The 13,414-nt window shown below is 65.5% G+C and carries 12 protein-coding genes; 3 read left to right on the plus strand and 9 right to left on the minus strand.

What is annotated here, in order from left to right; translation table 11 throughout:
* Positions 1–3 precede the first annotated feature (3 nt).
* The 6 genes from MOE34_RS22865 to MOE34_RS22890 form a co-directional block, all read right to left on the minus strand.
* Positions 4–1,101, minus strand: coding sequence for a BMP family ABC transporter substrate-binding protein (locus MOE34_RS22865; protein WP_242224369.1), 1,098 nt, complete (start codon positions 1,099–1,101; stop codon positions 4–6).
* 23 nt (positions 1,102–1,124) lie between these two features.
* A complete protein-coding gene (locus MOE34_RS22870; protein ID WP_242224372.1) occupies positions 1,125–2,504 on the minus strand; it encodes an amidohydrolase in 1,380 nt (459 codons plus the stop codon).
* The gene (locus MOE34_RS22875; RefSeq protein ID WP_242224928.1) at positions 2,505–3,164 is read right to left on the minus strand and encodes a glutathione S-transferase family protein; all 660 of its coding nucleotides are present in this window, start codon (positions 3,162–3,164) and stop codon (positions 2,505–2,507) included.
* A complete protein-coding gene (locus MOE34_RS22880) occupies positions 3,164–4,018 on the minus strand; it encodes an aromatic ring-hydroxylating oxygenase subunit alpha (RefSeq protein WP_242224374.1) in 855 nt (284 codons plus the stop codon). Before MOE34_RS22880 ends, MOE34_RS22875 begins: the two co-directional genes overlap by 1 nt.
* On the minus strand, positions 4,015–4,656 hold the full coding sequence (locus MOE34_RS22885; protein WP_242224375.1) for a Rieske (2Fe-2S) protein: 642 nt from the start codon (positions 4,654–4,656) through the stop codon (positions 4,015–4,017). The genes MOE34_RS22880 and MOE34_RS22885 overlap by 4 nt, the downstream gene beginning before the upstream one ends.
* 147 nt (positions 4,657–4,803) lie before the next feature.
* A complete protein-coding gene (locus MOE34_RS22890; RefSeq protein WP_242224376.1) occupies positions 4,804–5,073 on the minus strand; it encodes an acylphosphatase in 270 nt (89 codons plus the stop codon).
* 224 nt (positions 5,074–5,297) lie between these two features.
* Between MOE34_RS22890 and MOE34_RS22895 the strand changes: the two genes are divergently transcribed.
* Positions 5,298–8,435, plus strand: coding sequence for a CHAT domain-containing tetratricopeptide repeat protein (locus tag MOE34_RS22895; RefSeq protein ID WP_242224377.1), 3,138 nt, complete (start codon positions 5,298–5,300; stop codon positions 8,433–8,435).
* 46 nt (positions 8,436–8,481) lie between these two features.
* On the opposite strand, the gene ocd is transcribed toward MOE34_RS22895, so the two are convergent.
* Both ocd and rocF read right to left on the minus strand, forming a co-directional pair.
* Positions 8,482–9,543, minus strand: coding sequence for an ornithine cyclodeaminase (ocd, locus tag MOE34_RS22900; protein WP_242224378.1), 1,062 nt, complete (start codon positions 9,541–9,543; stop codon positions 8,482–8,484).
* A 26-nt stretch (positions 9,544–9,569) separates the two neighbouring features.
* On the minus strand, positions 9,570–10,490 hold the full coding sequence (gene rocF, locus MOE34_RS22905) for an arginase (RefSeq protein ID WP_242224379.1): 921 nt from the start codon (positions 10,488–10,490) through the stop codon (positions 9,570–9,572).
* Positions 10,491–10,609: 119 nt separating this feature from the next.
* On the opposite strand from rocF, the gene MOE34_RS22910 reads away from it, so the two are divergent.
* The gene (locus MOE34_RS22910) at positions 10,610–11,047 is read left to right on the plus strand and encodes an Lrp/AsnC family transcriptional regulator (RefSeq protein WP_160787462.1); all 438 of its coding nucleotides are present in this window, start codon (positions 10,610–10,612) and stop codon (positions 11,045–11,047) included.
* A 227-nt stretch (positions 11,048–11,274) separates the two neighbouring features.
* On the plus strand, positions 11,275–11,946 hold the full coding sequence (locus MOE34_RS22915; protein ID WP_242224380.1) for a LuxR C-terminal-related transcriptional regulator: 672 nt from the start codon (positions 11,275–11,277) through the stop codon (positions 11,944–11,946).
* Here MOE34_RS22915 and MOE34_RS22920 read toward each other — a convergent pair.
* Entirely contained in the window at positions 11,857–13,362 is a 1,506-nt protein-coding gene (locus MOE34_RS22920; protein WP_242224381.1) for a sensor histidine kinase, read from the minus strand. The two genes, MOE34_RS22915 and MOE34_RS22920, sit on opposite strands and share 90 nt — an antisense overlap.
* Between the last annotated feature and the right edge of the window lie 52 nt (positions 13,363–13,414).

Raw genomic sequence — 13,414 nt, forward strand, 5'->3', positions numbered from 1 at the left:
GGCTTACTGCGGCAGCGGCGTGGTGACGCCCTTGACGTGCCAGTCCATGGCGACGATCTCGGCGTCGGTCATGACGACGCCGGCCGCCACGCCCTCGCTGCCGTCCGCCTTGGTGAGCGGGCCGGTGAAGGGCGAGAAGCTGCCGTCGGCGATCTTCGCCTCGGTCTCCTTGATCTTGGCCATCATGTCGGCCGGGACGGCCGGGTTCCAGTCGACGACCTGCACGACCTTGTCGGCAACGCCGAGGAAGGCGTTCGCGCCCTTGAAGGTGCCGGCAAGATGCGCATCGACCGAGGCCTTGAAGAAGGGCGACCAGTCGGTGGCGACGCAGCCGAGATAGGTCTTCTCGGCATATTGCTTCATGGAGGAGTTGAGGTTGAAGGAGAAGACGCCGGCCTCCTCGCAGGCGGCCACGACCGAGGGCGTGTCCTGTGCGTTGGAGAAGATGACGTCGCAGCCCTGTGCGATCAGCGCCTTGGCGGCTTCCTGCTCCTTGGCCGGGTCGAACCAGGAATTGACCCAGACGACGGAGACCTCGATATTCGGGTTCACGGCCTGCGCGCCCAGCGCGAAGGCGTTGATGGAGGTGATCAGTTCCGGAATGGCGAAGGCCGAAACGGAACCGAGCTTGCCGCTCTTGGAAAGGGCGGCGGAGGCCATGCCGAGCAGGTAGGTGCCCTGGAAATACTTCGCGGCGAACGGCGAGAAGTTCGGTGCGACCTGATAGCCCGAAGCGTGCAGCACGGTGACGCTCGGATCGCGGCGGGCGATCTGCAGCGCGCCGTTCTGGTAGCCGAAGGAGCCGGCGATCAGGAACTTGTTCCCGTCGGCGACGGCCTTGGTCATGATGCGGTCGGCGTCGGGGCCTTCCATGATGTTTTCCAGCACGGTGACCTTCACCTTGTCGCCATAGGCGGCCTTCACCGGCTCGAGGCTGGCGGAAAGGGCATGGCCCCAGCCCACGTCGCCGATGGGCGAGGGCACGACGAGCGTGATGCCGAGCGGTTCGTCGGCGGCGAAGGCGAGGCGGCTTCCGAGTGCGCCGGCAAGGCCGGTTGCGGCAGCGGCCTTCATCAGGTTTCTGCGGGTCAGGTGGGTCATGATTGTTCCCTTTGTTGATTCTTTCAGAATTCCACGGTGGCGAGCGCCGCTTCGGCATTCGCGGCAAGCTCTGCCTCGTCGAGGCCCGGAAACGCGCCGTCCTGCCAGACGATGCGGCCGTTGATCATCGTCATGTCCGTCGCCATGCCGATGCCGACGCGGGGCAGGAGGCTGAGCGGGTCGTGCCGGGTGCCGACATAATCCATCCGGCGCGTGTCGATGGCGAAGAGATCGGCGGCCATGCCGGGCGCGAGCCGGCCGATATCCGCCCGACCGAGCAGGCTTGCACCGCCCGTCGTGCCGTAGCCGAGGAAATCGGCCGGAACCGGCACGGGATGCTTTCGCGTCGAGGCGACGAGGCATTGCAGCATATAGGCCGAGTGCAGGCAGTGCATCAGGTTGGAATTGTCGTTGGAGGCCGCGCCGTCGCAGCCAAGTCCGATACGCAGACCGAAGGCGGCCATGGCGGGAATGTCGGTCACCTCGGCCCCGACGAGATAGACCGGCTCGGGGCAGTGGGAAACGCCCGTGCCGCTCGCCGCCATGGTCTTCAGCTCGTCATGGGTCAGTTCCCAGCAATGGGCATAGAAGGCGTCCGGACCGGCAAAGCCCAGTTCCTCCAGGTAATCCACGGTGCGCATGCCGTGGCGCGCCGCGATGACCGGGCTTTCGCCTTCGCCGACATGGGTGTGCAGGAAGACGCCGCGGTCCCGCGCCAGCGCCACGGATTCCACGAAGGTCTCGCGGTAGCAGTTGACCGGCTGGCAGGGCGCGACGACGACCTGGCGCATGCTGAAGCGGCCGGCATCGTGATAGGTGTCGATCAGCCGGGCGCAATCGGCGATGAACTCGTCCGTCGTCTCCAGCATGGCGTCGGGAATGGTCGAGCCTTCCGATTTCGGCAGCGTGTTGCCGCCGCGGCCCGCATGGAAGCGCATGCCGAGAAGGTCGGCCGCCTCGAACTGCCGGTCGACCAGCCGTTTTCCGGCATGGCGCGGAAAATTGTACTGGTGGTCGAAGGCGGTGGTGCAGCCGTGCTTGATCAGCTCGGCCATGGCGGTGACGGAGGAATGGTAGAAGCAGTTCTCGTTGAGCTGCGAGAAGATCGGGTAGATGCGGTCCAGCCACTCGATGACCGAAAGCTTCGTCCAGTCGAGATCGGCGCGGTTGCGCACGAAGCACTGGAAGAAGTGGTGATGCGTGTTGACGAGGCCGGGATAGACGAACCAGCCGTCGGCATCCTGAACCGCGGTGCCGGCGGGAAGCGGGCCGGCGGTAAGGTTCGCGCCGATGGCCTTGACCGCCGGTCCCTCGGTCAGGAGATCGACATTGCGGCGCACCGTGGGGCCGTTGCCGTCGTCGACGATCACGGCCGCGCAGTTCTTCAGCAGATGGCCGGCCATTCAGCCCTCGCTCGCTTCGTACTGCGGTTCCGGCTTCAGGTCGTGCAGCCGGTGGATGCCGGGCATCTCGATGAAGCCGGGCAGGGAGCGAAGCCGGCGGGACCAGAGGCGGATCGCCGGATAGGGATCGAGCGGCACGCCGCCGTCCGGGGCGAGCGCCACATAGGGGAAGCAGGCGACATCGGCTACGGTCGGCCGGTCGGCGGCAAGGAAACGCTGGCCGCGCTCGGTCTGCTCGACGAGGCCGAGTTCCAGCTCGCGAAGGGCGGCGATGCCTTGCGACTGGAGCGCGCCGATATCGCCGGGCCTCAGCAGCATCTCGTGCAGCCGTGCGCCGCCGAGGCTTCCGGTGAGCCGGCCGGAGAAGGAGAGCCATTGCTGAATGCGGGCTGCTTCCCGCGGCGTGTCGCCGGCGAGCCAGTCCGGCGCGGCTTCGGCGGCCAGATGGACGAGCATGGCCGAGGACTCGGTGAGCAGCAGGTCGCCGTCCACCAGGATGGGGATCGAACCGGCCGGGTTGAGCGCCAGCAGCTCGGGGCCGCGATGCTCCAGGCCGGGATGGAAATCGACGGCGCGCAGGTCGAGTGTGACGCCGGTCAGCGCCGCCATCAGCCGCACCTTGTAGCAGCTCGGCGAGAGAATGTAGTCGTAGAGCTTCATCATTGCGCCACCAGTTGCGCGCCGTAGGTATAGTTGTGGCGTTTCAGCCAGCGCCGGTAGGCGACGGAGGTCAGGTCCGCGCGGGTCGGCATTTCCATGCCGGGATCGAGCGGCAGGAGCCGTGGCACCTGGTTCTCCAGGATCGAGCGATCCTGCAGGAAGATCGTCTGCTGGAAGTGGATGAGGTCGGTCATCGGCGTGTCGTCGTCGAAGAGCGCCATCCAGGGCCAGACGTCGCAGAGGTCCTCGTCGAGCGGCTGCACGAAGAGCGTGATGACGTCCCATTCGCTCGGCCGCGGCGGGCAGGTCTTGTAGAGGACGGTGGAGGTGGGGGCGGCGACGCGATACATGTATTGCGTGTTGATGCCGCCGCTGGCCGACTTGGCGGCCTGCGGCTGGTAGAACTCCACCTGGGTCGCCCAGACCTCGTCCACGTCCTCGCGGATCTCGACCTTGTATGCCTGCACTTCCGTATGCGGCTCGGCGCCAAGGATATCGGTGTGCACGAAGGGGAAATGGGCGATGTCGAGGAAGTTCTCGACGGCGCGCAAGGGCGAGCAGCGCACGCGCACCACGCCGACATCGACGAAGCGCCGGCCCGGCTGGTCGGCCTCGGGAATCGCGAAAAGCTCCTTTTTCGGCGCGCCCAACGAGGTCCAGACATGGCCGTAGCGCACGCGCACCGGCAGCGCGCGGCCAGTGCTGTCGGTCACGCTGGCGCCGCCATTGCCGTCTGCGGCGACCTCGATCGGCTCACCCATCAGCCTCGTCTTGCGGCCTGACGGCCCGAGCTGGGCGAAGATGCCGACCGGATACCATTCGTCGAGCATGGCGCCTATGGATCCTGCGGTCATTGCGCGGCTCCCTTCTTCTGGAGGTCCTCGGCCGTGCGCCGTAGGCCCTCGGCGGCGCGGGCGGCCGCGATGCGCGCGGCTGGCCCGGCGTCGGCCGCGACCAGCACATGGATGAGTGTCTCACCCTCCCGCGTGGACGACAGCAGAAGGCTTGTGGTTTCCGTTTCCACGAAACCTCCGGCGTTCGCCCGGGCACCGGCTGCGGCCTCGATCGCGGCGATGTCCGCGAAGGCGGTGAGCGAGCGCAGCGGAACGCGGCCTGCAAGAGCCGGCGGCTCCCCGGCCGGCTCGCCGACGGCCACCCAGACCACGCCGTCCGCTTCCGTGACGGGATGGGTGACGGTACGGATCGCCTCGGGTGGCGTCAGTCCCGGATGGGCGGGAATGCGCAGACAGTTGCCGGCCGGGCCGTAGCTCCAGCCGTGATAGATGCAGGACAAAGCCTCGCCGCGCACGAAGCCGTGCGACAGGCTCATGCCACGATGCGGACATCGGTCGGCCGAGGCCGAGACACGGCCGGACTGGCTGCGCCAGAGGGCGAGGGGACCTGCCGGGATATGGGCTGGAATGACGGTTGCCGCCGGCAAATCCGAAGAGAGGGCGACCGGCACCCAGGAGCCTGCCGTATCGGAGTGCATCGTTATATTTTCCAAATTACATCAATCACTTGACCAGTGGTTGCATTGCGCGCTTCCACACGCTTGCGCGCCTGCTTCCTGCACGTTTGCACACCCGTTTCGCCTTGGCAAGAATGATTGAACGGTGGCCGGGCGGCTGGGGCGTTTCTATTCACAGCCGTTGTCGATGGGCCTGCGGCTTATCGTTTCGACCCATACCTCGATGGGGCCGAGCGAGCAGCCGACCTCCATCATGTCGATGAGTTCTGGCGGGCCGGCCACGTCCAGTTCTATCCGGTCGGGACCGGTATGGGATATGGTCTCGAAAAGCCCGAGCCTTGCGGCATGACGCCGGATCCACGGCACGAAGGTCTCCGCGTCGAGTTCGCCGAGGATCGTCATCCGCTCCCGCAGCCGGCTCTGGTTTTGCTCTGTCATGAAAAGTCCCGGATGGTTGCCATCCCCCATCATAGTGCCTTGGCGGGTTTGCGGAAGAGGCGATCGCTTCCTCCACCGAAGACCGGGACGCCGCCTTGCATAACCTCCGGGAAAATGCACCTCTGGCGTCGCGCCGGAAATAATCTCCGTCCGTTGACCGTCTGTGTAGATACGAGGCCCGTCTCAGCCGCGCCGCCATTCGATCCTTTCAAGAAGCTGCATTCATGCCCTCGTCTCTCCCCTTCATCCGCATCGCCGCCGTTTTTCTCTTTACCCTTCTGACCTTTCCAGCCTTCGCGCAGGCTCCCACGCAGGAGGCGGGCCGCCGTTCTGATGCCGTTGCGGCCGAGATGCTGGCGCTTTCCGACAAGGGAGACGTGCAGGGCGCGCTGCGCATGGCGGAGGCGGCGAGCGCTCGCTTCAGGAAAGAGGGCGAGGCGTGGCTTTCCGCAAGCTATGCCGTCTCGGCCGCCACCTATGCGCTGCGCATGGGCGATGCCGCCCATGTGGACGCCGCCTATTATCCCCGCATGCGGTCGCTTCTGGCGATCCTCGAGCCGGTGGAGGAAACGCGGGCCAACCTGCTGATCGAGACGCTGATGGATGCCAAGGGCCGCCTGAAGCAGAGCCGCAAGCAGGACGAACTAGCGGCGTTCTATGAAAAGCGTATCCGCAGGGCGCACGGCGCGGGCACCGAGCCGGATATCGACGCACGGATACGCACGGCCTACAGCGTGCTCGAAAGCGGCCGTCTGGACGATGGCCGCAAGCGGCTGTGCGCGGCGCTCGCCGCCTCGGCGAAGACCGGGCTTCATGCCGTGACGCTGAGACACTACACGGATGCGGCCCGCAGTTTCCACAAGAGCGGCCTCAACGAGGACGCGGCTGCATTGTTCAAGGAGGCGGAAACGACGCCGGCGGCCAGCGCGGATGTCAGGGAACTGGCCGACTTCTACCTCGCCTATGCCGAGTTCCGCACGGCGGTGCCGGACGCGCAGCAGCATTTCGTGCCGCTCTATACGATGGCGACCAATCTCTACGCCCGCTTCTACGGCCATGAATCCGAGCAGCTCATCCATGCGAACGACAAGCTCGCGACGGCGCTTTCCGGCGTCGGGCAATACGGCACGGCCATCGATCTCGAACGGCGCAAATACGAGATCGCGCAGTCCTCGCTCGGCGCGGACAACACGATTACCTGGCGCATCGCCAACAATCTGGCGGATATGCTGCGCGGCCTCGGCTCGCCCTCGCGCGCCCTGCAATACGATCTGGAGGTCCTGGAGAACCGGACCCGCCACTACGGCCGGAACCACTTCAACACGCTGGTCAGCGCCAACAACACGGCGCAGAACTATCTCGACCTCGGCGACCATGCGAATGCGCGCCGCTACTTCTCGCTTTGCCTCGATATTTCAAAGGCTCTCGGCGATCCGGTGACGATAGCCGGCATGGAAGCCTGGGTCGACTATGCCGATCTTGCCTCCGGCGCCCGGCCGCTCGATGCGACCGCCGTCCGCCGCATGAATGCCCTCATCACGGATTCGACCTACCCGGCCATCCTCAGCATGAAGGCGGCCTACCTGCTGGCGGACCATTTCGCGCGGGAAGGCGATGCGGCACGGCGGCTCAAGCATCTGCAGCAGGCCTACAGCATCGCCGCGGGGGAGATGAGCACGGGTCACCCGCTTTCCTTCGCGGGCCGCATCGCCATTGCGAACGCCAGGGCCGAAACCGATCCGAAGCTTGCTGCGGAAGAGTTTTCCGGCATCGACCGCGACATGCTCGCCTGGGTTTACCTGCAGGTCTCGGTCGCCGGCGGCCGGGAGGTGGGCGAGGCTGTGCGCGCCATGGCCGACGACATGCTCTACGATTACGCGCGGCTTGCCGAACGCGACCCCGCGGCCGTTCCGGCCTTTGCCGATGCCGCCCAGCGCTGGCCTTCGCTGGCGACCGACGACGCTGACAACGTGCTGAAGCTTTCCCGCATGATCGACCCGGCGGATAGGCAGACCGCCGGCCTGCTCGACCGCATCGACCGCCTGTCGCGCATCACCCGGGAAACCTTCGCGGCGGATGTGGAGCAGGATCTGGCCTATAGCTATCTCACCGAGACGAAGCGTCTGGAGGGCGAGCTCAACGATCGTCTCGTCTCGCGCTACGATCTCGACCGCGAAAAGGTGCTGGCCAGCACGTTGCCGACGCCGCGCGACCTTCTTGGCGCGGACCAGGCGCTCGTCCAGTATTTCACGACCCGCAAGTGGCGCGCCGACCGGGATGCGGCCGACGCCATCGCCGACACGCGGCTCTATGCCATTGTGTGGCGCAAGAATGCGGCGCCCGTCCTGCGCGCGCTCGGCGATCCGCGCGATCTCCTGGCGAGCGACGCGCAGCTCGTCGCCGCGCTCCAGACGCGCGAGCGCAGCGGCGGAAATCGCGGGCTGCTGGTCGATATCGGCGAGCGTGCCTTCGCCCGGCTGCACTCGCGGCTCATCGCGCCGGTCGAGGATGTGCTCGCGGGCACTGAGACGCTCTTCATCGTGCCGGACGGGCGGCTTTTCGCCTTGCCTTTCTCCCTGCTGGAGGACCCGAAAGGCAAGCTTCTGGAGGAGCGTTTCACCCTGCGGCTGCTGACGGAGCCGGAGGCGCTCTACCGGGCGGTGACGGATGGCGCGCTGCCGGCGCAAGGCCGGGTGGTCCTTGCCGGTGGGATCGATTATGCGAAGGACGGAGAGGCGGGGGCGACGCCCCTGCCGGGCACGCTGCGCGAGGTCGAGGCGATCGGCCAGGCGCTGGCCGGCCCGGGCGTCACGGTGGAGACCCTGACTGGCGGAGAGGCGAGCGAGGCGGCGTTGCGCGCGCGCATGGCCGGAGCGGCGGTGGCCCATCTCGCCACGCACGGCGCCTATGGCAGCCCGAGGAACGGCGGTGCGAGCAATGTCGATACGCTGTGGCAGAGCGAGGTCATCCTCGCCTATTCCGGTGACGCGCGCGCCATGCACCGGGACGAGACCGACGGCCGGCTCTACGCTTTCGAGCTGATGGGCTGGGACCTCTCCGGTCTCGATCTCCTCGTGCTGTCCGCCTGCGAGACGGGGCGTGGCGACGAAGCCTTCGTCGGCGGCGTGCGGGGCCTGCCGACCGCGGCGAGCCTTGCCGGCGCGAAACGCGCGCTTCTCACCCTCTGGCCCGTTGCCGACGACGGCACGGCCGATTTCATGGTGCGGTTCTACGAGCACCTGAAACAGGGGCGGACCTATGCGGCCGCCCTGCGCGACACGCGGCGGGACGCCATCGAGGGGAAAATCCCGACGGCGCACGACCCGCTTGTCTGGGCCGCCTTCGTGCTTTTCGAGAATTAGGGCATTGCCGCGGATGCCGCCCGAGGGGGCGTCCGCGGCGCCGGCCTTAAGCGGCGTTCAGCTTCTTCTCGCAGCGCAGCAGCATGCCGTAGAGGTCGCGGGGCTCATCAGGGTCGGCGAGAAGGTCGAGTTCGGCGAACATGCCGTGCTCGGAGATCTTGTCCCGCACGTAGCGCAGCGCCGAGAAGTCCTCGATGGCAAAGCCGACGCTGTCGAAGAGCGTGATCTGGTCGGCGCTCCGGCGGCCTTCGACCTCGCCGGTCATCACCTGCCAGAGTTCGATGACGGGGTGCTCGGGGGCAAGCTGCTGGATTTCGCCCTCGATGCGCGTCTGAGGCGGATATTCGACGAAGATGTCCGAGCGCAGCAGGATATCCTTGCTGAGTTCGGTCTTGCCGGGGCAGTCGCCGCCGACCGCGTTGATATGCACGCCCGGGCCGACATGGTTGTCCGAAAGGATCGTCGCGTACTGCTTGTCGGCGGTAACGGTGGTGACGATGTCGGCGCCCTCGACGGCTTCCTCGACCGAGGAGCATTCCACGATGGTGAAGCCGAGGCCGGCAAGGTTACGGGCGCATTTGCGCGTTGCCGAGGCGTCGAGGTCGTAGAGGCGCAGCGTGTCGATGCCGAGGAGCGATTTGAAGGCGCGGGCCTGGAATTCGCTCTGTGCGCCGTTGCCGATGATGGCCATGGTGCGGGCGTTCGGGCGGGCGAGGTACTTCGCCGCGACGGCCGAGGTCGCCGCGGTGCGCAGCGCGGTCAGGATCGTCATCTCGGTCAGCAGCATGGGATAGCCGTTGCCGACATCGGAAAGAACGCCGAAGGCCGTCACGGTCTGGCGGCCGTCACGCGTGTTCTTCGGGTGGCCGTTGACATATTTGAAGCCGTACAGCGTGCCGTCGCTGGTCGGCATCAGCTCGATGACGCCTTCCTGCGAATGGGAGGCGACGCGCGGGGTCTTGTCGAAGACCGGCCAGCGGCGGAAATCCTCCTCGATGACGGCGGCCAGTTCCGTCAGGAACCGGTCGATGCCGACCTTCAGGACCAGCTTCATCATGTCGTCGACGCTGACGAACGGAACGACGTTCAGTTTCGGTTCGGTGGTCATGTTTCCTCCAGTAAGAACGGCAGAGTTCAGCCTGCGACGGTCGGGCGATCCATCACCCGCTTGCCCATCAGGCTGGCAACGAGATCGACGAGCAGCTTGGCGGTCTTGCCGCGCTCGTCGAGGAAGGGATTCAGCTCGACGATGTCGAGGCTCGATACGAGGCCGCTGTCGTGCAGCATTTCCATGATCAGGTGCGCTTCGCGGAACGTCGCCCCGCCCGGCACGGTCGTGCCGACGGCCGGTGCGATTTCGGGCTCCAGGAAGTCGACGTCGAAGCTGACATGCAGGAGGCCATTTACGGCGCGGACCTTCTCGATGAAGGTGCGCACCAGGACGGCGACGCCATGCTCGTCGATCACGCGCATGTCGTGCACCGTGATGCCGGTCTTGCGGATGGCGGCCTGCTCGGCCGGATCGACGCTGCGGATGCCGATCATGCAGACGTTTTCCGTGGGAACGGCATGGGCGAGCGCGGGGAAATAGCCTTCGAAGCCCGGCTGACCCGTGTAGTAGGAGACCGGCGTGCCGTGCAGGTTGCCGCTGGCGGTCGTCTCGAGGCTGTGGAAGTCGGTATGGGCGTCGAGCCAGAGCACGAAGAGCGGACGGCCGAGTTCGGCGGCGCGGCGCGCAAGGCCCGGAACGGTGCCGGCGGAGATCGCATGGTCGCCGCCGAGGAAGATCGGCATGCCGGTCCCGCCATGCTCGTAGGCTGCGGCCGACAGTGCCTCGACCCAGGCAACCGTCTCGCCGAGGTGATGCACGGCCTTGTTCGGATGCGGCATCTGGTCAAAGGCGCGCGGGGTGAGATTGCCGATGTCCTTGACCGTGTGGCCCAGTTCTTCCAGCGCCGTGCGAAGGCCGGCGATGCGAAGGGCGCTCGGCCCCATCTCGCAGCCGAGTTGTCCTGCACCGATTTGCAGGGGGGCGCCGATCAGCGTGCAATCCATAGTGTGCTCCCATGTGGTTTTCCCCACTCTAGAATCCTCAAGTGGCAGATTGAATATTGAATTTTGGCATCTCGGAATGCCATATCGATCAAATTGTAAAGCCTGGAGATCAATCTGGCATGGACGACCTCGACCGCAAGATCGTGACCCTGTTGCGCGGTAACGGCCGCCGTAGCGTTTCGGACCTCGCGCTTGAAACCGGCGCTTCACGGGCGACCGTGCGCGGGCGCATCGAGCGCATGGAGCAGGACGGAACCATTCTCGGCTATACGGTGATGCTGCGGGCAGACGCGTTGGAGGATGTCGTGCGCGGCGTCATGATGATCGAGATCGAAGGTCATGTGACGGACCGGGTGATCCGCACGCTCGGTGGCTTTCCGGAGATCGCGCAGATCCACACGACGAACGGCCGATGGGACCTGCTGGTCGAGCTCAGCGCGGCGAGCCTTGCCGAGTTCGATGCCGTCCTGCGCAAGATCCGTCTGGTGCCCGGCATCACGGGAAGCGAGACAAGCCTTCTCCTGTCGACACCCCGCTCCACGAAGGCCAAGCTGTAGTTCGGCCGGCATGGCGAGGCAATTCAGAAAACCTTTATAAGATAATGAATTCAGGTGGTTGAAATTACTTTTCTTTAATGTCTTTACGCCAATTCAATTGCGCCCTAGCGGATGCAAGAAAAGAGCCGCGCGCAGAAAGTAACTATTCCTTAATTTTTCGTTTTACGAAATTATAGAGACGGACTACCCTTCACATCGCCGATCAAGGACGACTGTGGGGAGTTCATATGAGTAAAGTCTCTATCGGTTTTTTCGACGATCATCCGATCCTGCTAGAAGGGTTGGTGAATATCTTCTCAAGGTTCAATGACTTCGCCATCGTCGAGAGAGGTGCATCTGCTGCCGATGCGGTAAGGGCCGCCATGACCCGGCAACTGGATGTGATCGTTCTCGACCTCGCAATGCCCGGTGACGTTTTTGACGCCATCGCGACCATCTGTCTTGAAAGGCCTGATACGAAGACGATCGCCTTCACCGCCTCCGTCGGGGTGGACAGCGCGGTTCGGGCGCTCGATGCCGGCGCCAGCGGTTATGTCATCAAGGGCAGCACCGCCGAGGAACTCTACAGCGCCATCCACGCCGTACTGCGCGGGGAGACCTTCATCACGCAGAGCTTCGCCACGAAGGTGATCAGCGCCCTGCGCGATGCGACCCTGCGCCGGGCCGCGGCCCAGGCAATCCGTCTCAGTATCCGGGAAGAGCAGATCGTGCGCCTTCTCCTGCGCGGCAAGACCAACAAGGAGATCGCGACGCGCCTGCAGATCAGCGAAAAGACGGTCAAGCACTACATGAGCATTCTGATGCAGAAGCTAAGCGCCCGGAACCGGATCGAGGTTGTCCTGGCGGCCCAGCGGCTGAACCCGGACTTCGGCATTTCGCCCGAGATGCGTCGGAACTGACTCCATCATGCGCGGATCGACCGGCAGCGCGGCGGTCACCACCGTTCCGCTGCCGGGCACCGTGGCGACCGAGAGGCTTCCGCCGAGCGCGCGCAGCCTGCGCCGCAGGCCGGTCACGCCAAGGCCGGGGACTTGCCGCGGGGGCGCTTGTTCGCGCGGCTCGCTGCGCGCCGGGCCGTTACGGATGACGATGGAGATTCCTTCGTCGCTCCAGGCGGCCGAGACCTGCCTGTCCGCGCCGCCCGCATGCTGGAAGGCGTTGTGAAGGCTTTCCTGGATGACCCGGAAGATGCAGATCTTGTAGGCGGGGGGAAGCTGGGCGGGCAGCGGGCCGATATCGAGCGCGACGCTCGTGCCGGTCAGCGTTTCGTGCCGGTCGACGGCAAGGCGCACCACCTGCTCCACCGCGAGGTCCTCCAGCTCCGGCAGGACGAGGCCGGTGGCCATGTCGCGCAGGTCATGCACCACCCCGCCCGCCAGCCTGGCCGATTCCGCGCAATCCTCCACGATGCGCCGTGCGTCGGTGCCGACTGTGCTCAGCTTCAGCACCAGCAGCGCGAGCGACTGGATCGGCCCGTCATGCAAGGTCGAGCCGATATCGGTCAGAAGGTCCTCGTTCGCCTTGATCGCCTGCAGCTTGGCGAGGTCGGACTGGCCCCGGAGCTTCTCGTTCTGGCGCGCGAGCGCGCTTGCCTTGGCCGCGCGCCGCTTCAGCCGGTCCCGCTGCTCGACGATAATGCGGTTGCTGCGCCGCGCGAGCAGAAAGAGCATGCCCATCATCATCACCGAGACGGAAGCGGTCGTCGACCAGATGGTGGTATTGGCCGAGGAGATCTGGTCGATCAGCGGCTGCGCGTTCTTGTAGAACTCTCCCACGGCGATGATGGCGCCGGTCTCCAGGCTGTGCAGGGGGGCATAAACCTCGAACAGGGGCATGCCCCGTGCGCCGAAATGCCTGCCTACATCGTCCGATACCTGCTCCACATGGCCGATGACCTCCCCGCGAAAGGCGATCTCGGCGCCCGACAGGTCCGCCCTGGTGCCGATGGTGGCCTTGTCCGTGCTGTAGAGGATCGTTCCGTCGCGCCGCCAGATACGGGCCATCTCGACGTCGTTGTCCACGGTGGCGATATGCATCAGCCTGTCGAGCTGGGCGATGGTCTCGGCAGGAAGCAGCGTGTCGTCCGATATATCCTGGACGAGCGGGGCCACGAAGGCCGTCATGTAGAAGGCGTCGGTCTGCGCGGTGGAGCTGATGCTCACCGCCTTCACATGGGAGCTGACGAAGAGCGCCAGGATGGTCATCATCCCAAGCACGATCGTCCCGGAAATCAACAGGAAACGCGCATAGACGCTGACGCGGAGGGTTTCCCCGAGACGCTTCTGCCAGGACTGCATATCAGACCAAAGTCGCATATCAGGTCAGCCTAAAGTATCCGGTCGCAACATCGCCGAAGGTCCAGTCCGG

It is taken from the genome of Shinella zoogloeoides (assembly GCF_022682305.1).
Lineage (GTDB): Bacteria > Pseudomonadota > Alphaproteobacteria > Rhizobiales > Rhizobiaceae > Shinella > Shinella zoogloeoides_B.

What these genes read in the sequence shown, in the direction of transcription:
- MOE34_RS22865 (WP_242224369.1), bottom strand. Translation starts at nt 1,101, where the DNA reads ATGACCCACCTGACCCGCAGAAACCTGATGAAGGCCGCTGCCGCAACC.
- MOE34_RS22870 (WP_242224372.1), bottom strand. Translation starts at nt 2,504, where the DNA reads ATGGCCGGCCATCTGCTGAAGAACTGCGCGGCCGTGATCGTCGACGAC.
- MOE34_RS22875 (WP_242224928.1), bottom strand. Translation starts at nt 3,164, where the DNA reads ATGAAGCTCTACGACTACATTCTCTCGCCGAGCTGCTACAAGGTGCGG.
- MOE34_RS22880 (WP_242224374.1), bottom strand. Translation starts at nt 4,018, where the DNA reads ATGACCGCAGGATCCATAGGCGCCATGCTCGACGAATGGTATCCGGTC.
- MOE34_RS22885 (WP_242224375.1), bottom strand. Translation starts at nt 4,656, where the DNA reads ATGCACTCCGATACGGCAGGCTCCTGGGTGCCGGTCGCCCTCTCTTCG.
- MOE34_RS22890 (WP_242224376.1), bottom strand. Translation starts at nt 5,073, where the DNA reads ATGACAGAGCAAAACCAGAGCCGGCTGCGGGAGCGGATGACGATCCTC.
- MOE34_RS22895 (WP_242224377.1), top strand. Translation starts at nt 5,298, where the DNA reads ATGCCCTCGTCTCTCCCCTTCATCCGCATCGCCGCCGTTTTTCTCTTT.
- ocd (WP_242224378.1), bottom strand. Translation starts at nt 9,543, where the DNA reads ATGACCACCGAACCGAAACTGAACGTCGTTCCGTTCGTCAGCGTCGAC.
- rocF (WP_242224379.1), bottom strand. Translation starts at nt 10,490, where the DNA reads ATGGATTGCACGCTGATCGGCGCCCCCCTGCAAATCGGTGCAGGACAA.
- MOE34_RS22910 (WP_160787462.1), top strand. Translation starts at nt 10,610, where the DNA reads ATGGACGACCTCGACCGCAAGATCGTGACCCTGTTGCGCGGTAACGGC.
- MOE34_RS22915 (WP_242224380.1), top strand. Translation starts at nt 11,275, where the DNA reads ATGAGTAAAGTCTCTATCGGTTTTTTCGACGATCATCCGATCCTGCTA.
- MOE34_RS22920 (WP_242224381.1), bottom strand. Translation starts at nt 13,362, where the DNA reads ATGCGACTTTGGTCTGATATGCAGTCCTGGCAGAAGCGTCTCGGGGAA.